The organism is Actinacidiphila sp. bgisy160 (genome assembly GCF_057707815.1).
Genome location: NZ_JBYIQW010000001.1, coordinates 177,348 through 195,732, shown reverse-complemented (window position 1 = coordinate 195,732; position 18,385 = coordinate 177,348). Strand labels below are relative to the sequence as shown.

General features: G+C 73.3%; 16 protein-coding genes and 1 tRNA gene. 6 read left to right on the top strand and 11 right to left on the bottom strand.

Annotated features, from left to right (window positions below; genetic code table 11):
* Positions 1–85: 85 nt before the first annotated feature.
* From efeB to AC3EUJ_RS00910, 6 genes are all read right to left on the bottom strand, one after another.
* Positions 86–1,321, bottom strand: a complete 1,236-nt coding sequence (gene efeB, locus AC3EUJ_RS00935) for an iron uptake transporter deferrochelatase/peroxidase subunit (protein ID WP_431958907.1) — start codon at positions 1,319–1,321, stop codon at positions 86–88.
* A complete protein-coding gene (locus tag AC3EUJ_RS00930) occupies positions 1,318–3,195 on the bottom strand; it encodes a copper resistance CopC/CopD family protein (protein WP_431958906.1) in 1,878 nt (625 codons plus the stop codon). Before AC3EUJ_RS00930 ends, efeB begins: the two co-directional genes overlap by 4 nt.
* 10 nt (positions 3,196–3,205) lie before the next feature.
* Entirely contained in the window at positions 3,206–3,655 is a 450-nt protein-coding gene (locus AC3EUJ_RS00925; RefSeq protein ID WP_431958905.1) for a copper chaperone PCu(A)C, read from the bottom strand.
* Positions 3,652–4,317 (bottom strand): SCO family protein, encoded by a 666-nt coding sequence (locus AC3EUJ_RS00920; RefSeq protein ID WP_431958904.1) that lies wholly within the window; start codon positions 4,315–4,317, stop codon positions 3,652–3,654. The genes AC3EUJ_RS00925 and AC3EUJ_RS00920 overlap by 4 nt, the downstream gene beginning before the upstream one ends.
* Positions 4,318–4,394: 77 nt before the next feature.
* Positions 4,395–5,156 (bottom strand): YcnI family copper-binding membrane protein, encoded by a 762-nt coding sequence (locus AC3EUJ_RS00915; protein WP_431958903.1) that lies wholly within the window; start codon positions 5,154–5,156, stop codon positions 4,395–4,397.
* Positions 5,157–5,252: 96 nt separating this feature from the next.
* Entirely contained in the window at positions 5,253–5,978 is a 726-nt protein-coding gene (locus AC3EUJ_RS00910) for a hypothetical protein (protein WP_431958902.1), read from the bottom strand.
* 211 nt (positions 5,979–6,189) lie between these two features.
* Here AC3EUJ_RS00910 and AC3EUJ_RS00905 point away from each other — a divergent pair, with 211 nt between their 5' ends.
* Positions 6,190–6,636, top strand: a complete 447-nt coding sequence (locus AC3EUJ_RS00905) for an ATP-binding protein (RefSeq protein ID WP_018558220.1) — start codon at positions 6,190–6,192, stop codon at positions 6,634–6,636.
* Positions 6,637–6,699: 63 nt separating this feature from the next.
* Here the strand turns inward: AC3EUJ_RS00905 and AC3EUJ_RS00900 are convergent, their stop codons facing one another.
* Together AC3EUJ_RS00900 and AC3EUJ_RS00895 are read right to left on the bottom strand one after the other, a co-directional pair.
* Complete coding sequence (locus tag AC3EUJ_RS00900; protein WP_431958901.1) at positions 6,700–8,187, bottom strand: aminopeptidase P family protein; 1,488 nt, start codon at positions 8,185–8,187, stop codon at positions 6,700–6,702.
* Positions 8,188–8,233: 46 nt separating this feature from the next.
* Positions 8,234–9,625: a PP2C family protein-serine/threonine phosphatase gene (locus AC3EUJ_RS00895; protein WP_431958900.1), complete on the bottom strand. Its 1,392-nt coding sequence runs from the start codon at positions 9,623–9,625 to the stop codon at positions 8,234–8,236.
* Positions 9,626–10,214: 589 nt separating this feature from the next.
* Here AC3EUJ_RS00895 and AC3EUJ_RS00890 point away from each other — a divergent pair.
* On the top strand, positions 10,215–10,868 hold the full coding sequence (locus AC3EUJ_RS00890; RefSeq protein ID WP_431958899.1) for a bifunctional DNA primase/polymerase: 654 nt from the start codon (positions 10,215–10,217) through the stop codon (positions 10,866–10,868).
* 146 nt (positions 10,869–11,014) lie between these two features.
* The gene (locus AC3EUJ_RS00885) at positions 11,015–11,545 is read left to right on the top strand and encodes a hypothetical protein (RefSeq protein ID WP_431958898.1); all 531 of its coding nucleotides are present in this window, start codon (positions 11,015–11,017) and stop codon (positions 11,543–11,545) included.
* A gap of 202 nt (positions 11,546–11,747) precedes the next feature.
* On the opposite strand, the gene AC3EUJ_RS00880 is transcribed toward AC3EUJ_RS00885, so the two are convergent.
* The 3 genes from AC3EUJ_RS00880 to AC3EUJ_RS00870 form a co-directional block, all read right to left on the bottom strand.
* Positions 11,748–12,719: a DUF5926 family protein gene (locus tag AC3EUJ_RS00880; protein WP_431958897.1), complete on the bottom strand. Its 972-nt coding sequence runs from the start codon at positions 12,717–12,719 to the stop codon at positions 11,748–11,750.
* A gap of 110 nt (positions 12,720–12,829) precedes the next feature.
* Complete coding sequence (locus AC3EUJ_RS00875; protein ID WP_431958896.1) at positions 12,830–13,351, bottom strand: ATP-binding protein; 522 nt, start codon at positions 13,349–13,351, stop codon at positions 12,830–12,832.
* 158 nt (positions 13,352–13,509) lie between these two features.
* The gene (locus AC3EUJ_RS00870; RefSeq protein ID WP_431958895.1) at positions 13,510–14,385 is read right to left on the bottom strand and encodes a glycerophosphodiester phosphodiesterase; all 876 of its coding nucleotides are present in this window, start codon (positions 14,383–14,385) and stop codon (positions 13,510–13,512) included.
* A gap of 154 nt (positions 14,386–14,539) precedes the next feature.
* Between AC3EUJ_RS00870 and AC3EUJ_RS00865 the strand changes: the two genes are divergently transcribed.
* From AC3EUJ_RS00865 to AC3EUJ_RS00855, 3 genes are all read left to right on the top strand, one after another.
* Complete coding sequence (locus tag AC3EUJ_RS00865) at positions 14,540–16,069, top strand: S1C family serine protease (RefSeq protein WP_431958894.1); 1,530 nt, start codon at positions 14,540–14,542, stop codon at positions 16,067–16,069.
* A gap of 60 nt (positions 16,070–16,129) precedes the next feature.
* Positions 16,130–16,216, top strand: a tRNA-Ser gene (locus tag AC3EUJ_RS00860).
* 759 nt (positions 16,217–16,975) lie between these two features.
* On the top strand, positions 16,976–18,343 hold the full coding sequence (locus AC3EUJ_RS00855; RefSeq protein ID WP_431958893.1) for an FtsK/SpoIIIE domain-containing protein: 1,368 nt from the start codon (positions 16,976–16,978) through the stop codon (positions 18,341–18,343).
* Positions 18,344–18,385: the final 42 nt, after the last annotated feature.

Genomic DNA, 18,385 nt, shown 5'->3' with positions numbered 1-18,385 from the left:
GCGCACCGCACCCGGGGCACCTCCCAGCGGTGGCCGGGGCAGCCACGTCGACGACACGGCCCGGGCCCTGACGCGGCGCCCCTCCTCAGGACTCCAGCAGCCGCTGGCCGACGTATTCGCCCGGTGCCGCGCCGCCCGGCACGGCGAAGAGCCCGCTGGCCTCGTGCCGCAGGAAGCGCGACAGGCCGTCGCCCCGGTCCAGCTTGCGCTGCACCGGCACGAACCCCTTCAGCGGGTCGGCCTGCCAGGCCACGAAGAGCAGCCCCGCGTCCGGCGCGCCGTCCTCGCGGTAACCGTCGTGGTACGAGTACCCGCGCCGCAGCATCGCCGCGCCGCCGTTGGAGGCCGGGGCGGCGACGCGTACGTGCGCGTCGGCGGCGATCGCGAAGGCACGGCCGTCCGGGCCCACCTTGTCCAGGTCGGGCTTGCTGGCCTCGGTGCCGCCGGACAGCGGGGCGCCGTCGGCCTTGCGGCGCCCGATCACCTTCTCCTGGCGCTCCAGGGGGAGGTTGTCCCAGGTGTCCAGCAGCATGCGGATGCGTCGGACGACGGCGTAGGAGCCGCCCGCCATCCACTGCGGGGAGCCGGAGGCGGGCACGAAGACGCGCGCGTCGAAGTCGGGGTCGGACGGCCGGGGGTTGTTGGAGCCGTCGACCTGGCCCATCAGGTTGCGGGCGGTGCGCGGCTGCGCGGTCGTGCCCGGGGTGCGGTTGAAGCCGTTCATCTGCCAGCGCAGGGAGGCGGTGCCCGCGGCCTCCTTCTGCAGCACGCGCAGCGCGTGGAAGGCGACCAGGGCGTCGTCGGAGCCGATCTGGATCCACAGGTCGCCGTCGCTGCGCCGACGGTCGAGAGCGTCGGAGGCGAAGTCCGGCAGCGGGGCGAGCGCCTGCGGCATCCGCCCGGTCAGCTCCGTCCTGGCGAAGAAGCTGCGACCGAAGCCGAAGGTGACCGTGAGCGAGGACGGCCCGGCGTCCAGGGCGATCTGGTTGTCGCCGGAGGGCGCCCGGCCCTCGGTCATCGCCTCGGCCGCCGCCGACCAGCGGCGCAGCAGCGCCGCCGCGCCCTTGCGGCCGGCCCCCGCGGCCAGGTCGAAGGCGACGAGGTGGCCGCGGGCCTGCAGCGGAGTGGTGATTCCGGCCTGGTGGGCGCCGTGGAAGGGGACGGCCGTGGCGCCGACCGCGGTCAGTGCGGTGGCCTCGTCGCGCGTCGCGTGCGCGGTGACGGCGCCCGAGGCGCCGCCCACGAGCAGTCCCGCGGCGCCGGCCGCGCCCGCGGTGCCGAGCAGACGGCGCCGCGAGAGGTCGTGAGGGCGGTCGTTCATGAGTCGATCTTCACTACCTTGGTACGGGTGACCTGGTCGATGTCCGAGGTCCGGACGGTCACGGCGACCGTCCACTCCCCGGGAACCGGGATCTGGACGTTCTCGGCACTCCAGTGACCGGTGTCGATCTTCCCCAGCGTCACCGGGATGGGGCCGATCTTCTTGGACTTCAGGGTGAAGGAGACCTGCACCTCGGGGACGTCGAAGGCCCGGCCGTCGGGGGCGGTGACCAGCAGGTGGAGCTCGTTCTCGGCCACGCCACCCGGGTCCAGGGTCACCTCCGCCTCGCCCTTGCCGTCGGCACCGCCGGTGTCGAACGGGATCCTCACGTCCAGCGGCTCGGGTACCTCGGCGACCGGCGCCGTCGCCTGCCGCGCGGCGCCCTCCTCGGCGGCCCGGCCCGGCTGGGTGCCGGTCAGCAGGGTCGTGACGGCCAGCACCACGACCGCGACGGCCACCTCGGCCAGCACCGACTTGCGCAGGCCCGTGCGCTCGGTGTCGGCGTCGCGTTCCTTGCGGGCGCGCTCCTTGGCCAGCGCCGCCTCCTGCCGGGCCAGTTGCTCGGCGCGCCCGGACGCGTCCTCGCCGCCCCCGCCCTTCCGTCCCGCGGCGACGGGCTGGGCGACGGCGGCCTTGCGGCGTACGGCCGCGTCACCGAGCCGCGCGGTCCAGCGGCGGGACAGCCACGCCAGCTCCACCAGCACGATGACCAGGCCGATCTTGACCAGCAACAGCTGCCCGTAGCCGGTGGAGACCAGCGCGTCCCAGGAGCCGAGCTGGCGCCAGGACTGGTAGACGCCGGTGACGACCAGGGTCACCACCGCCCCGAAGGCGATCCGCGAGAAGCGCTGCACCGTCGCCCGTTCCACGCGCCGCCCGCCCCACAGGGCGACCAGCAGCGCGGTGAGACCGCCGAGCCAGACGGCCATGGCGAGCAGGTGCACGATGTCGACGGGCATCGCCACCGACGCCTGGACGCCGACCGAGGCGTGCTCGGCCATGGCCCACGTCGCGGCCAGGCCCACCGACACGACCGTGCCGCCGATCGCCAGACCCCAGGCCAGGTCCTGGCGTTCGACCGGGTCCTCGCGCTTGGCCCAGCTGCCGAAGAGCACGGCGATGAACACGGCCCCCGCGGCGAGCAGAAGCAGCCGGGACAGCAGCGCCGCGCCGGGCCGGGTGTCCAGGACATCCCGTACGCCGCCGAGGTCGAAGGCGTCCCCGAGGCCGCCCCCGTTGGCGTAGGGGGCGCGCAGCATCAGCAGCAGTATCGTCGCGGCGACCATCGCGGCCCAGCCGATGGCCACCAGCCGCCGCATCGACCGCGTCCGCGCGCCGTCCGGCCAGCACACGCCGATGAAGAACGCGGCGCCGGCCAGCAGCGCGAAGCCGAGGTAGGCGGCGTAGCGGGCGATGTCGTACAGGGCGCCGACGGTGCCGCCGCCCACCTCCTGGGTGGGCAGCGAAACGGAGGTCTTGGAGGGCGCGCCGATGGAGAAGGTGAAGGCGCCCGCCACCGGGTGGCTGTCGGCGGAGACGACCTTCCAGACGACGGTGTACGTGCCGTTGCCGAGCCCCGGGCGCAGGGCGACGGCCGCGGTCGTGTTCCCCCTGCCGCCGTCGTTCGCGTCGCCGGTCTCGGCACGCTCGCCGTCCGGGCCGAGGACGCGGATGGCGTCCTTCGACAGCAGCACACCCTCGGAGAAGCTCAGCCGCACCTGCGCCGGCGCGGTCTTGACGACCGATCCCTGGGCCGGGTCGGAGCCGACCAGCGCGGCGTGCGCGGACGCCGGCGCGGCGGTGCCGAGCAGCAGGCCGAGCACGGCGAGCGGTACCGCCAGCAGGCGCAGCGCGGACTTGGTCATCACCCTCATGGCGCTCTCCTCAGTCCTGCGGGTGGTAGCCCGCGGGCTTGACCGGGACCCGTACGTCGATGGTGTCGGCGTCGTCGAAGTGCAGCCGCAGCGAGACCCGCTCGCCGGCCACGGGCTTGTGCTCCAGGTCCGTCAGCATCAGGTGGTTGCCGCCGAGCGCGAGCGTGAGCCGCCCGCCCGCGGGAACCGTGAAGGAGGTCACCCGGCGCATCCGGTTGTCCTCCGTGCTGTGCAGGGTGATGTCGCCGGACAGGTCGCTGGTGACGGAGGTCAGCCGGGCGTCCCGGTCGCCGGTGTTGGTGACGGTGAAGTAACCGGCCGCCATGTCCGCCAGCGCCGGCTGTGGGATGTAGGCGCCGCTCACCTTCAGTTCGGAGGCGTCAGCCGGCCCGGAGCAGGCCGTGGCGCCGAGCAGTACCAGGGCCGCCGCCGCGGGGATCCGCCGCAGGGAGCGGGTCACGGCGTCCGCCCTGCGATGATCTTCGGCAGGTCTGCGGCGAACTCCTCGGACGTCGTGCCCGACATGTACAGCGCGTGCGCCTTGTCGTCCTTCGGCGAGTACGCGATGACCTGGGCGCCGTGCGTCACGGTGATGCTGCCGTCCTTCTCCTTCACCGGCTTCTCCACGTCCACGCCGAGCGAGCGCGCGCCCGCCTGGATGGTGGCGAAGTCACCGGTCAGGCCCACGAAGGACTTGTCCTGCGCGCCCAGCCACTCGCCGAGCCGCTTCGGGGTGTCGCGCTCGGGGTCGGTGGTCACGAAGACCACGACGAGCTTGCCCTGTTCGGCCGCGGGCAGCTTCGACTTGGCGATGGCGAGGTCGCTCATCGTCGTCGGGCAGACGTCCGGGCAGTGGGTGTAGCCGAAGAAGAGCAGCGTAGGCCGGCCCTTGGTCCGCTCGACGAAGTCGTAGGTCTTGCCGCCGGTGTCCGTGAGGATCATGTCCGGCTTCTCGAACGGCGTGTCGAGGACGGTCGCGGCCTTCGCAGTTGCGTCGATGGAGACGGCCGGCTCGGGGCCGGAGCTGTCCGCCCCGCCGTCCGGGCCGCCGCAGGCGGCGAGGGTCAGGGCGAGCGCGGCGATGGCGGCGGCCGAGGCCGCCGCCCTGAAGGTGGTACGCATCAGGGGTTCCCCAGGAAATCGTTGCGGCGCCGGGGCGGCCGCGGCGCGTGCGCGGCAGCCGCCCCGGCGATGGTGCGTCAGGCGGACGGGGTGCCCACGCCGCGACGACGGCCGGTCAGCACGCCGAAGCCGGCGCCGAGCACGCCCACGACGATGCCGACGATGCCCAGCACCCGGGCCGTGGTGTCGCCGCCGTCGGCGGAGGCGGCGTTCTCGGTGGCCGCGTCGCCGGCCGACGAGACGGGCTCGGCCTTGGCGTCGTCCTTCTCGCCGTCCGCGGTGGAGGCGTCCTGGCCGTGGTCGTCCGCGGCGTCGGAGAGGGCCAGCACGGGCGCGGGGTGCTCCGGCTCGTCCTCACCCTTCTGCTGCTCCTCGATCCAGCGCACGACCTCCTTGTTGTCGTACGTCTGGAGGGTCTTGAAGACCAGCTGACCGGTGTCCTCGGGCAGCGGGCCCAGGGAGACCGGGAACTGCTGGAACTCGCCGGGCTTGATCGTCCCGCCGCTCCAGGTGATCTTCGTGACGGCCTCGGTGAGGTCGCCGTGACCGGTCTTCAGCGGGGTCTTGAGCTTGGCCTTGGTGATCTGCACCGTCCAGCCCGGCACCGGCTGGGTGGAGACGGAGGCGATCGGGTGATCGCTCGGCAGGTTCACCTCCACCTTGATCGTCGAGGCCTTGTCGTCCTCGTTGGGGACCTTGAACGCGACCGTGCTGTAGCCGCCCTTGGCGGCGTTGCCGGGCTGGACGCTCACGTGCGCGAAGGCGGGGACGGCGGTAGCGAGCACGGCCGCCCCGGTGACGGCGGCGAGGGCGGTGGCGCGGCGCATGACGGTGTTCATGATGCGGAGACTCCACGGTGACGGAGGAAAGGTGACGGGTGGCACGCGTGCGGCGCGCGCGACTCCGCCCCCATACGTCGGTGGAGCAGGTCGCGTTCAGGCCGCGAGGGCGCACGCCGGCGGCCCGCGCCGGGCCAGGCTGTGCCGCAGCAGCACGGTGCGCGGCACGCGGTGGGAGCCGTCGATGCGCCCCGCGCCGGGGACGGCGCGGGGCGCGGCAGGGCTCCCGGTCAGCAGCCGGCGTACGAGCGCCACGGCGTGGCGCAGGGCGCCGCCCGACAGCTCGGCCAGCCCGCGGACCGACAGCGCGACCAGCCGCCACAGCGCGGCCTCGCCGCGGCGCAGCAGCCAGCCGGCGGTCACCGCGGCGACCGCGTGACCGAGCAGCATGGGGAGGCTGTAGGAGAGCATCGTGCTCTCGGCGGCCGCGGCGGGCATCCCGGGCATACCCGCCATGTGACCCGTTCCGGTCCCGGTGTGCGCGTGGGAGGTCAGCGCCGCCGTCCGCTCGTCGCAGAGCAGCCGTCCGGCGATCGCGGCCATCCCGCCGCCCGAGCAGATCCCGCCCACGTTGAAGAGCACGTGCAGGACGAGCTGTCCGCCCGCCAGACCGGTCGCGATGGCGGGCATCGAGCGCTCCCGCCCGGCGAGCGGGGCGACGACCGCGAAGACGACGAACCAGCCCGCCACCAGCGTCCAGCCGGGCACCCCGTGCCCCGACGCCAGCATGTGCGCGCCCGCGGACAACACGACGCAGACCGCGGTGAACACCGCGGCCCGCAGCAGTCGCAGATCGGCGCCGGCGCGCACGGGGGAGGACATGACGGGCGTCATCATCTCACCGCGAGCCCGTCTTGCGAACGGCGGGTCCCGCAACACGCCGGTCTGTGCTATGGCGCCCGAAGGCGTCCTACACCCGCCTACGGAGCGACGGCATCCGCCGTATGGCTGGCATCACGTCAACGCCACGCTTACCGACCGTGTTTCGGGGCAATACGTATCGGTATGTCGAGCCGCAGCCAGGAGGCTGAGCATGAGCATCTGGTGGTCCCTCCACTTGCGGCGCGAGGCTGCGAGCGTTCCGCTCGCCCGCCGGCTCCTGCTGGGGACGATGGAGACGGCCGGGGTGGACCCCGACATCTCCTACGACCTGTCCGTCGCTCTCACCGAGGCCTGCGCCAACGCCGTTGAGCACGCCGCCCACGGCGAGTACCGGGTGACTGCCCGCATCGAGGGGGACCGATGCCGCATCGAGGTGGCGGACTCCGGCCCGGGCTTCGCCCCGGACCTGCGCCGTACGCACCACTCCGTGCGCCCGCTGGCGAAGAAGGACCAGCACGCCGAGCACGGCCGCGGGCTCTTCCTGATCGAGGCGCTCGTGGACCACGTCCACTTCCACAACCGTCCCGGGCACGGGGCGGTGGTCAGCTTCGACAAGATCCTCAAGTGGCGGGACGACTCGCTGCTCAAGGTCTCCTGACGTACGCAGGCCGGGGCCGCACGGACCTCCGTGCGGCCCCGGCCGTCGTCCGGGTGGCGGGGGTCAGCCGTTGAGGGCGGCCATCCAGCGCTCGACCTCGTCGGACCGGCGCGGCAGGCCGTCGCTGAGGTTCCGGTTGCCGTCCTCGGTGACGAGGATGTCGTCCTCGATGCGGACGCCGATGCCCCGGTACTCCTCCGGCACGGTCAGGTCGTCGGCCTGGAAGTACAGGCCCGGCTCGACGGTGAGGACCATGCCCGGCTCCAGCGTGCCGTTGACGTAGGTCTCGGTGCGGGCAGCGGCGCAGTCGTGGACGTCCAGACCCAGCATGTGGCCGGTGCCGTGGAGGGTCCAGCGGCGCTGCAGGCCGAGTTCGAGGACGCGCTCGACCGGGCCCTCCACCAGGCCCCACTCGACGAGTTTCTCGGTGAGCACCCGCTGGGCGGCGTCGTGGAAGTCGCGGTACGCGGCGCCGGGGCGGACGGCGGCGATGCCGGCCTCCTGGGCCTCGTACACGGCGTCGTAGATCTTCCGCTGGATGTCGCTGTACGTGCCGTTCACCGGCAGCGTGCGGGTGACGTCGGCGGTGTAGAGGCTGTGGGTCTCCACGCCGGCGTCGAGCAGCAGCAGGTCGCCGGAGCGGACCGGGCCGTCGTTGCGGACCCAGTGCAAGGTGCAGGCGTGCGGGCCGGACGCGCAGATGGAGCCGTAGCCGACGTCGTTGCCCTCGACGCGGGCGCGCAGGAAGAACGTTCCCTCGATGTAGCGCTCGGAGGTCGCCTCGGCCTTGTCCAGCACCCGGACGACGTCCTCGAAGCCGCGGGTGGTGGAGTCGCAGGCCTTCTGCAGCTCGCCGATCTCCCACTCGTCCTTGACCAGCCGCAGCTCGGACAGGAACTCCTTCAGCTCGGCGTCGCGCTCGGCGGTGACCTTGTCGGTCAGCGCGGCCTCGACGCCGGCGTCGTAGCCGCGGACGACCCGCACCGGGCCGGTGGCCTCGCGCAGCACGTCGGCGACCTTGCGGACGTCGGCGCACGGCAGGCCCAGCAGGACCTCGCCCTCGGCCAGGCTGTGCCGGCGGCCGGTCCACAGCTCGCCCTGGCCGTCCAGCCAGAACTCGCCGTTCTCCCGGGAGGAGCGGGGGAGCAGGTAGGCGGTGGCGTCGTGAGATCCCTCACCGTTGGGCTCCAGGACCAGGACGGCGTCCTGGGTCTGGTCGCCGGTGAGGTGCACGTACTCGCTGGCGGCACGGAAGGGGTAGTCCGTGTCGTTGGCGCGGGTGCGCAGGTTGCCGGCCGGGACCACCAGCCGCTCGCCGGGGAATCGCGCGGACAGCGCCGCGCGCCGCTTGGCGGCGTACGGTGCCTGCTCGATCGGCTGCAGGTCGCGAAGCTCGGTGGCGGCCCAGCCGGACTTCATCACCTCGGTGAGCTCGTCGGAGACGGCCGGGTACAGGCCGTTCTTCCGCTGCTTGATGGGCTCGTCGCCTTCCGGGGTCTCCGGAGCGCGGTCCTCGGCCACGTCATGCCTCCTCGCAGTAGACCACCCCATCGTAAGTGGGTGGGCGGCAAGGACCGGCCGCGGTCCCCGTCGGCGCTCAGCCGAAGCGGGCGGCGAGCAGCACGACGTCCTCGGTCGGGTGGGTGTCCTCACGGTCGTCGGGGAGCATGGTGTGCAGGACGTGCTCCACCAGCTGGGCGGGATCGTCCCGGGCGGTGCGCGGGGCGGACGCCGCGGCCGCGTGCAGGCGGGCGAAGGCACGGTCGACGGGGTCGCCGGTGCGGTGCAGCAGGCCGTCGGTGTAGAGCAGCACGGTCTCCCCGGCCAGCGCCCGGAACTCGACGCTGGGCGCCTCCCAGCAGCTGAGCATGCCCAGTGGCGCCGACAACGAGGTCTCCACGTACTCCACCCGGTGCCCGCCGACGATCAGCGGCGGGCAGTGCCCGGCCCCGGCGATCACGACCCTCCGGGAGGCCGGCTCGGCGTACGCGAACAGCGCGGTCGCCGACCGGGCGGGCTCGGTCAGCCGCAGCAGCAGTTCCAGGTCGGAGAGGACCGCGACCGGGTCCTCGCCCTCCATCACCGCGTACGCCCGCAGCGAGGCCCGCAGCCGCCCCATCGCGGCGACCGCGCTCATGCCGCCGCCGCTCACCCCGCCGACCGACAGCCCCAGCGCGCCCTCGGGCAGCGGGAGGGCGTCGTACCAGTCGCCCCCGCCCGCGGCGGCCGGGCGGTGCCGCACGGCCAGGCGGACCCCGGGGACCCGGGGCAGCCGGGTCGGCAGCAGTTCCTGGCGGAGCGCGGCGACGGTGGCGCGGCTGCGGTCCAGTTCGAGCAGCCGGGCGAGGTGCTCGGTGGCGTAGCGGCAGTACAGACCGATGAGGTGGCGCCTGCGCTCGACGGGTTCGGCCGGCTCGTCGAAGAACCACAGGGCCGAGCCCAGCCGGCCGGTGGAGTCCGCGGACAGCCGCAGCGCGTAGCTGGCGCCGAAGCCGAGCCGCAGGGCGATCTCGCGGTGGCGCGGATCGAGCCCGGGCTCGCGGCACAGGTCGGTGTGGATCTCCTCGGCCGGCACCGCCTCGGGTGCCGTGGGCAGGGGGACGGTTTCCAGCGCGCCGAGCTCGGCCGGGCCGAGACCGAGGCCGACGACGGTGGCCGGACCGAGCCGGTCGACGGGGGAGACGGCGGCCAGACCGCGCCGGGCGCCGACCAAGGCGCCGCCGGCGCGCAGCAGTTCGCGCAGCGCGTCCTGCAGGGTCGCGGTCCTGGCCAGCCGCTCGGTGAGCTCGTGCAGGGTGGTCAGGTCGGAGATCCAGGAGGCCAGTCTGTCCTGGGCGGCGGTGAGTTGGCCGACCGGATCCGGCGTCCCGGGGTGTTCGTCCGGGGCCCCAGGATGGGATTGTTGTTCGACCGAGGGGGAGGAAGTGTGCGCCGGTGTCGGAATGGGTGGGTCGATTCCGGCCACTTTCGGTAGGCGCGCGGCACTCATGGCCGCCGGCTTTCACGATCTTTGTCGTGCCGCGGGGACGGCTCCGTAGAGCAGCGCATTTCCGTCAATAGCATCGCAAACCCCCAAGCTCATGCTGCGCCGCTATCAATGGATTCCCTTCTACCGCCTACTCGTGGGTGTGTCCAGGATTGCCCAGGTAGAGGGGCTGGTGTCGGCGAGCCCGAGAGGATGCGGGACTATGGCCGAAAAAGGGCACGGCGTGCCACAATTGGTTGTCGACTGAAGGGGTTCGACAGCGCGTCATATCCGTCGTAGCGGGTACGTACGGGATGGGAGTTGGCGGCCTCAGGAACCCGGCGCCCTGCCAGGGCGTCATGGACGGAGACGGCCGACCCTCCCCCCAGGGCGGGGTGTTGCACAGCCAGCGGGACCGCACACAGCAGCAGACGCAAGCGCACGCAGCAGTTCCCGGCACTCCGCAGGACGAACAAGCGCCAGTGTGCGCCACCCCCCCGCCACGTTCCACGCTCGGCTCGAGACGTGATGCGCTGCCTCGTGAGCGGTGTGTTCCAGATTACTTTGTGTCATGGGCAGATCCCTGAGCGCTAACGGAAAGGAACGAGCGCTGATGCGCGAGATCCTCGGAAAGCGACGCAAGAGCAGTCCGGAGCTGCTGCGTGCGGCGCTCACCTGCGCCGAACGGTGGCAATGGCCCGTGGTACCCGGAGCCGGTACGGACGCACGCGGCGGATGCGCCTGTCTGCGGACCGACTGTCCGGTGCCGGGCGCCCATCCGCACGATCCGGGCCTCCTCGCGGCCACCCGTGATCCACGGATGGTCCGCTGGTGGTGGACGCGGCGGCCGGATCAGCCGCTCGTGCTCGCCACGGGCGACCGGGTCTCGGCGGTGAGCCTGCCGGCCGTCGCGGGGGCGCGGGCGCTGGGCGTCTTCGACAAGCTGGGGGTGCGTACCGGTCCGGTCGTGGCCACCCCCACGCGCTTCGCGCTGATGGTGGAGCCGTACTCCCTGGAGGAACTGGGCGAGTTGCTCGACCGCCATGAATGGGTGCCGACCTCACTGCGGTACCACGGCCAGGGCGGCTACCTCGTCCTGCCGCCCTCCCCGGTCGGGTCCGGCGGCACCGCGGGGGCGCGCTGGGTCCGGCAGCCGGTGGTGGACCAGGGCGAGAGGGCACCGTGGCTGCCCAGCGTGCGGGTGATCGTCGACACCCTGGTGCAGGCCGGGCGCACGGCGCCGGACGGCAGCCGGCTCTCGTACTGACCGGATCCCGCGGTGGTTTCACCGGAGGCGTGTGACGGCTGCCGTCCCCGGCGGTCGTCACTCGTTCGGGTAGGAGCGGGGGCCGTAGCCCGGCGAACGGGCAACGGCCCCCGTTCCATGTCCGTTTCTCCCGCTATGTTCTGGGCATGATGCGTGCGCCGAACCTGCGGATGGCCGCCCTCGCCACGGTCGTGGCGGCGGCCGCGATGCTGCCCCTGACCGGCGCCACCGCCGGGCCCGTCCTCCCCGCCGTGCCCGTGGACGTGACGACGGCGGTCACGGACGACAAGCCCTTGTCAAGCGATTCCAGTATCTTCGACACCCTGCCGAAGCTGGCCGAATCCGAACGCCAGACCGCATCCTGCGGTCCCCAACTCGCCTCCCCTGCAGGCCTGCGGGCGCAGACCTGCACCATCGACGAGGACGGCGACACCTGGGCTCGCACGTACTACACCAACACCACGGGCCGGCCCCTGGACGGCGTGCTGACCCTCATGCGGCCCGACGGCCGGACGGTGCAGGCGCGGTGCGTCATCACCGCGGACGAGGGGAGCGGGAGCTGCGAGACACCGCGCGAGCCGACGGTGGCGGAGGTTACGGAGCCGTACATGGCGGTGGCGGAGATCGCCGAGGAGGGCGGGGAACACCCGCTGCTGCGCAGTGGATCCACGCACTGACCCGCACATGGAAACGTCCGGTCGCTGGCGACGGGGGATGCACCAGCGACCGGACTGTTCAAACGGTAACAAGACTTCGCCTGTACGCAAATCCGGGGTACGGGTTCCGGCCCCGGTTCCGGGCCCGGCCGGCAGCGGCTGTGACCAGGATCACCCGGCGGCGATCATGGCCTGAACTGCGACTACCGGCGCGGGAGACCGGTCAGCTGAGGGTGATCTGCCGGTTGGTGAAGCCGCTGCGCGCCCGCCGCTCCTCCGCCGTGAGCGGGGTCGTCCGCTCCAGCGCCTCGGCCAGCCGCTCGCCGAAGGCCGCAGCCGGCTTCTCGACCTCGTCCGCCGAGACGCCCATCGGCAGGTCCCACACCGGGACGACCAGTCCGTGCGCCCGGAACGAGCCCACCAGCCGCGTGCCCTCGCCCAGCGACGAGGCGCCGGCGGCGTGCAGCCGGGCCAGCGCGTCCAGCAACTGCTCCTCCGGGTGCGGCATGACCCAGCGCAGGTGGTTCTTCTCCGGGGTCTCGCACCAGTACGCGGCGTCGACACCAGCCAGCCGCACGGTCGGGATCACCGCCGCGTTCGCCCGCTCCAGCGAGGCGGCGACCTCGCCGGTGGCGGAATCCGCGTTCTCCAGCCAGAACTCGAAGCCGGTGTGCACCACCGGCTCGAACGCGGCGTCCAGGTCGAGGAGATCCTGCAGCCGGGGACCCTCGGGCGCCGGGCGCTCCCCGCCCACCGGGTTGCCCGGCTCCGCCCGCAGCGCGCGCAGCAGGGTGTCGGCCAGGTCCCGGCTGATGTCCCCGGAAGCGGTGTCGTTCTGCAGGCCCAGCAGCACCGCGCCGGTGTCGCGGCGCAGCCCCGGCCACGCCATCGGCAGCACGGTCGCCAGGGTGACGGACGGCACGCCCTCCGGCAGCGGGTCCCTGAGCGTCAACTCGGCCGTGGCGGCGGGCACCAGCTCACGCAACGCCACCCAGTCGCACTCGCCCGGCAGGCCCTCGAACGGCCGCCGCACCAGCTCCGTCACCGCGTGCGCCGCCTCACGGCCGTGGCAGGCCTTGTAGCGCCGTCCCGAGCCGCACGGGCAGGGCTCCCGGGCCCCGACGGCGGGGATCTCCCCGTCCGTGACCTGCGGGCGGGCGGGGGCCTTCGTCTTCGTCGGGCGCTTCTTCGCCATGGCTCGATCTCTCCCGGTAACGGCGGTGTTCCGGCCGTGAGCCTAGCGCCACGCCGTCCGCCCCCATCGGAGGTCGCGCCCGCGCGGGCCGGGCAACTGCCCCGCGGGGCCTACGGGAGGTCGTCGAAGGGGTCCGCGAAGTCGATCGGGATGTCGAGTTGCGGCGCGAGGTCGTCGCGCCGCGCGTGACGGCCGCGCACCGCGAGCATCGCCCACACCGTGACCTCGCCGGGGGCGTCGCGCACGCCCCAGCGCAGCGACAGGTTCCGTACGATGCCAAGCCCGCGGCCGCCGCGGGCGGTCAGCGAGGGACTGGCCGGAAGTGGTCGGGTCGGCCCGCCGCCGTCGGTGACCTCCACCGTCAGCAGCCCGTCCGCGTCGATCCGCCAGGCGGCCCTGATGCCGATGCCGCTGGGGGCCGGCGTGTCCTCGCCCAGCGGCCGGGCGTGCCGGCAGGAGTTGCTGAGCAGTTCCGACATGATGAGCACCGCGTCGTCGACGACCGGCTCCGCGACCCCGTTCGCGCACAGTTCCTTGCGCAGCCTGCGCCGCGCCTCGCCCACGCCCCCCGGACCATGAGGCAAGGCCATGGTCGAGGACGTCGGCACCTCCTGGGCCACCACCAACGCCACCCCCGAGACCTCCTTCACCCCACGCCACGGGATGGATGCCCTCTCGTTCTGCGCCGGAAACCGGCCAACTGCGATCTCTTGGGGCACACACAACGATCGAACAGGTTCCGAACGCGCCGGTGCACAACGCCCGTGGATCGTGATTCTCCGGATTCCCTTCAGTGGCGCCCGAGTTGGGCCAGAACCTGCCGTGGGCGGTTGGTGATGACGGCGTCGACGCCCAGCCGCACGCAGAGTTCGACGTCCTCCGGTTCGTTCACCGTCCACACGTGGACCCGGTGCCCCGCCTCGTGCAGCCGCTCCACGTACCCGGGGTGGGAACGCAGGATGCGGATGCCGGGCCCGGCGATCCCCACCCCGGCCGGCAGCCGGCCGTCGCGGTGCCGGGGCAGTACGTACTGCATCAGGAAGACGGTCGGCAGGTCGCGCGAGACCATCCGGATCCGGCGCAGCGAACGGGAGGAGAAACTCATCACACGGACCCGCGACGGCTCGCCCGGCTTGGGCCACAGCATCCCGAACCGGTCCAGCAGCTCCACCAGCCGCTCCTCGACCTGGCCCGCCCAGCGGGTGGGGTGTTTGGTCTCGATCGCCAGCTCCACCCGGCGGCCGGTGTCCGCGACCAGCTCCAGCAGCCGCTCCAGGGTCAGGACGCCGCTGAGTTCGTCCTGCCCGCCGTCGAAGCGGTCGGGGGCCTCGGCGTCGGCGTCGAGGAGGGAGCGCAGCTCCGCGGACGGGCGCCGCCGCGTCCCGCCGGCCCGTCCGGTGCCGCCCTGCGCCTTCCAGCTGCCGAAGTCCAGGGTCCTCAGGTCCGCCAGCTCCAGCGCGGAGACCGCGCCGCGCCCGTTGGAGGTGCGGTTCACCCGGCGGTCGTGCACGCAGACCAGCGTGCCGTCGGCGGTGAGGCGCACGTCGCACTCCAGGGCGTCAGCGCCGTCCTCGATCGCCTTGCGGTAGGCGGCGAGCGTGTGCTCCGGGGCGTCCTCGGACGCTCCCCGGTGAGCCACGACCTGGATCGCGCGGAGATCAGTCACCGGGCTATCGTGCCATCCGCCGGGCCGGGAACGGCCGCTGCTTACGGCGGCCTGACATCCGGTGGGAAAAGCTGTGTCCATCAAGACGGTCGTCGTACGTACCGTAGCCGTAACCGTACGCACGGCATACAACGCATATCCGAGGAGAACAGCCGTGAGCACCGAGAACGAGGTCGGCCCGGTCCCGGCGGCGCTGCCGACGCAGCCGCCCGCTGACGCTGGGTCCGCCGCTCCCGCTGCACCTCCCGCGCCCCCCGCCGCCGTGCCGGCCGGTCCCCCGGCCGAGGCACAGGCGTCGTCGCCGGGGCCGGCTGCCGCCCCCGCCGCTGCGGAGGCTCCCGCGGCCCCCACCGCGCCGGCGTCCCCGGCGCCCGCCGCGGCCGAGCCTCCGGCCGGTCCTCCCGCGGGGCCCCCGGCCGCTCCCCCGGCCGCCCCCGCGGCACCGCCCGCCGAGGTGCGCACCGCGCCCCTGCCGCCGGTCGCGCCGCCGCCCACCCAGCCGTACGGCGGTCCCGCCGGGCCCTCCGGTCCCATGGGCCCGGTCTGGGGTACGCCGGTGCCGGCCGCCCCCGCGCCCAAGAAGCGCGGCACCGGCGGCCTGGTCGCCGCCGTGCTGGTCGCCGCACTCGTCGCGGGCGGCATAGGCGGCGGAGTCGGCTTCTGGGCCGCGGACCGCAACGACAGCTCCTCGACCACCGTCTCCTCGGTCGGCAACCCCAAGGACCTCAGCCGCGCCGCGGACTCGGTCGCGGGCATCGCCAAGCAGGCCCTCCCCAGCGTCGTCACGATCGAGGCCACCGGCCGCCAGGAGAGCGGCACCGGCACCGGCTTCGTGTACGACAAGGAAGGCCACATCCTCACCAACAACCACGTCGTCGCCCCCGCCGCCGACGGCGGCAAGCTCACCGCCACGTTCTCCGACGGCAAGAAGTACGAGGCCGAGGTCGTCGGCCGCGCCCAGGGCTACGACGTCGCCGTCATCAAGCTCAAGGGCGTCACCCCCGACAAGCTCACCCCGCTCGCCCTCGGCGACTCCGACAAGGTGGCCGTCGGCGACTCCACCATCGCCATCGGCGCCCCCTTCGGGCTCTCCGGCACCGTCACCACCGGCATCGTCAGCGCCCTGCACCGCCCCATCGCCTCCAGCGACGGGGAGGGTTCCAACGCCTCCTACATGAGCGCCATACAGACCGATGCCTCGATCAACCCGGGCAACTCCGGCGGCCCCCTCCTCAACTCCGAGGGCGCGGTCATCGGCATCAACTCCGCCATCCAGTCCACCGGCAGCAACGACGGCACCTCCCAGGCGGGCAGCGTGGGCCTGGGCTTCGCCATCCCCATCGACCAGGCCCGCCGCGTCGCCGAGGGCCTGATCAAGACCGGCGAGCCGGTCTACGCGGTCATCGGCGTCCACGTCGACTCCAGCTACAGCGGCGAGGGCGCCAAGATCGCCACCGGCGCCGACGCCGTCACCGCCGGCGGCCCCGCCGACCAGGCCGGCCTGCGCTCCGGCGACGTCATCACCAAGTTCGACGACACCGTGGTCGACTCCAGCCCCACCCTCATCGGCGAGATCTGGCAGCACGAGCCCGGCGAGAAGGTCAAGCTCACGTACACCCGTGACGGCCAGACCCACACCGCCACCCTCACCCTCGGCGAACGCAAGGGCGACAGCACCAGCTGAGCCGACCCGTTAGGCTGTCCCCCGCGCCGCCCGGCCCACCAGCCGGACTCCGCGGCGCGGGGAGAGTTGCCCGAGCGGCCTAAGGGAACGGTCTTGAAAACCGTCGTGGCAGCGATGTCACCGTGGGTTCAAATCCCACACTCTCCGCAATGGCCGGCGAAGGCGCTGGACAGAAGGGGTGCCCCAGACACGGGGGCGCCCCTTCTTCGTGCCGTGGCTCAGCCCGTAGGCAGTGCGCCAGGGGTACGTGAAGGTCTCGATGCCGCCGCACCCAACAGCTTCCCGCCGGAGTTCGTCCTCGCCCCGGGTACGGGTGCTGCCGAGCGTGTGCATGCCGTCGTCCTCGGCCCGGCAGGACGCCGCACAGCACCTGGAGGTTGCCGCTGCCACGGGCACCGGTGTGGTGCCACCGCCGAACCGGACGGTCGTCTGCCGGGTGTAGGCACCGTCTCCGGGTGCGGGCCCCCCTTGGACTTCCTGCCGTTCCAGGAGGCCCAGAGGCCGTCGAGACCGCGTTCGGCCCCCACCCGCACGACGGCCACGCGGCGGCCGGTGGTCTCCTGGCCGATGCCCAGTTCCCAGGAGTCCATGGCCGTACCCCATCGCCCGCGCCACTTTGCCGCGGTCGCGGCGTGCCGTGCCGTGCCGGCCGTCGGCCGGGTAGACGCCGGCCGATCGATCAATCGCCCCTGCGTCCTGGTGGGGTTGAACATCCCGGCCGCGGCCGTCGGCCGAACGGGGCGCGGCCCCCCGGGTGGAACCACGGTGTCGGTGACCGGGAGGCGGGGATGGGGCTGGGAGAATACGCTTAACGGTCAAACCGGTCATGGGATCCGCTCGCGTGTTGCCGCGGGTGGGTACCGCGCCGGTCCCGGCCGCCGTCCCGAACGGCAAGGGCTGATCACCATGACGGGTGTCGCGCTCCTGGGTCTGCTGCTGGCCTCGGCCGGTGGCCTGGCCTACGGCCGCCGACGGTTCCCGGTCGCGTTCTGGCTGCTGCTCGGGCTGCCGCTGGCCTGGGGGCGGTTCCTGTCGACCTACGGTTCCACGATGGCGGCGTGCGGGCTGGCCGTACCGCCGTCGCGGGCAAGGGCGTTGGCGGGGTGGGCGGTGGGACGCCGGGAGGTGCGGCCGGTGCCGCCCAGGATCCGGCGGGTGGGCGGCTCGCTGACCGGGATGCGGGTGCGGCTGCGGCTGCCGGGCGGGCTGGAGCCGGCCGATGTGGCCGCCGCGTCCAACCGGTTGCGCCACGCGTGGGGCGTGCACGCGGTGCACGTGGCCGAGCTCGGGCCCGGGCTGGTGGAGCTGCGGATGACCGGCTACGACGTGCTTCGCGAGGTGCGGATGCCGCGCCGCCTGCCGTCCGGCCCGATGGTGGTGCCGGTGGCGCTGCGGGACGACGGGACCGCCTTCGTGCGGAACTACCGGGAGATCCCGCACGCGCTCACCCTCGGGGCGAACCAGTCGGGCAAGTCGACCTACCAGCGCAACCTGATCATGAACCTGGCCAGGCTGCCCGTGGCCCTGGTGGGCATCGACTGCAAGGGCGGGGTGGAGCAGATCCCTTACGCGTCGCGGCTGTCGGCCCTGGCGACCGACCGGGAGCAGGCGGCGGAGCTGTTGGACGCGCTGGTCGGGGAGATGGAGCACCGCTTCGCGCTGCTCAAGGAGTGCCAGCGCACGGCGCTGGACACCCCGGACGAGGAGGTGGCCTCCGACATTTGGGGGCTGCCCGCGTACGTGCGTCCGGTACCCGTCGTGGTGCTGGTCGACGAGGTCGCCGAACTCTTCCTCAGCGCGACGAAGAAGGACGAGGAACGCCGGGACCGCATGGTGGCGAACCTGATCCGGCTGGCCCAACGGGCCCGCGCGGTCGGCATCTACCTGGAGATCTGCGGGCAGCGGTTCGGGGTCGAGCTCGGCAAGGGCGCCGCCACGCTCCGGTCCCAGCTCACCGGTCGCGTCGTCCACCGCGTCAACAAGCAGACCGCTGAGGTGGGCCTGGGCGACATCTCGCCCGAGGCGATGGCCGCCGCGACCGCCATCGCCCGGGACCGGATGGGCGTAGCGGTGGCGGGCGACGCCTCGGGCGGCTGGTCCCACATCCGTACCCCGCTGGTGTCGATCGCCGAGACCGCGGCCGTCTGCCGGGCCCACGCCCACCTGGTGCCCGAGCTGCCGGCCCTGGACCGCCACCGCCCCTCCGCGGCGGGCGAGGAGGACGGACCGGAGGAACCCGGGCCCTTCCCCCGGCCCCGCTCGGGCCCCGAGTGACGCGGGCCGCGGTCCGGCGCGTGAACGGCTAGCCTCGCGGGG

What these genes read in the sequence shown, in the direction of transcription:
- AC3EUJ_RS00930 (WP_431958906.1), bottom strand. Translation starts at nt 3,195, where the DNA reads ATGAGGGTGATGACCAAGTCCGCGCTGCGCCTGCTGGCGGTACCGCTC.
- AC3EUJ_RS00915 (WP_431958903.1), bottom strand. Translation starts at nt 5,156, where the DNA reads ATGAACACCGTCATGCGCCGCGCCACCGCCCTCGCCGCCGTCACCGGG.
- AC3EUJ_RS00890 (WP_431958899.1), top strand. Translation starts at nt 10,215, where the DNA reads ATGCGCGAGATCCTCGGAAAGCGACGCAAGAGCAGTCCGGAGCTGCTG.
- AC3EUJ_RS00910 (WP_431958902.1), bottom strand. Translation starts at nt 5,978, where the DNA reads ATGTCCTCCCCCGTGCGCGCCGGCGCCGATCTGCGACTGCTGCGGGCC.
- AC3EUJ_RS00880 (WP_431958897.1), bottom strand. Translation starts at nt 12,719, where the DNA reads ATGGCGAAGAAGCGCCCGACGAAGACGAAGGCCCCCGCCCGCCCGCAG.
- AC3EUJ_RS00885 (WP_431958898.1), top strand. Translation starts at nt 11,015, where the DNA reads ATGATGCGTGCGCCGAACCTGCGGATGGCCGCCCTCGCCACGGTCGTG.
- AC3EUJ_RS00895 (WP_431958900.1), bottom strand. Translation starts at nt 9,625, where the DNA reads ATGAGTGCCGCGCGCCTACCGAAAGTGGCCGGAATCGACCCACCCATT.
- AC3EUJ_RS00920 (WP_431958904.1), bottom strand. Translation starts at nt 4,317, where the DNA reads ATGCGTACCACCTTCAGGGCGGCGGCCTCGGCCGCCGCCATCGCCGCG.
- AC3EUJ_RS00905 (WP_018558220.1), top strand. Translation starts at nt 6,190, where the DNA reads ATGAGCATCTGGTGGTCCCTCCACTTGCGGCGCGAGGCTGCGAGCGTT.
- efeB (WP_431958907.1), bottom strand. Translation starts at nt 1,321, where the DNA reads ATGAACGACCGCCCTCACGACCTCTCGCGGCGCCGTCTGCTCGGCACC.
- AC3EUJ_RS00855 (WP_431958893.1), top strand. Translation starts at nt 16,976, where the DNA reads ATGACGGGTGTCGCGCTCCTGGGTCTGCTGCTGGCCTCGGCCGGTGGC.
- AC3EUJ_RS00900 (WP_431958901.1), bottom strand. Translation starts at nt 8,187, where the DNA reads ATGGGGTGGTCTACTGCGAGGAGGCATGACGTGGCCGAGGACCGCGCT.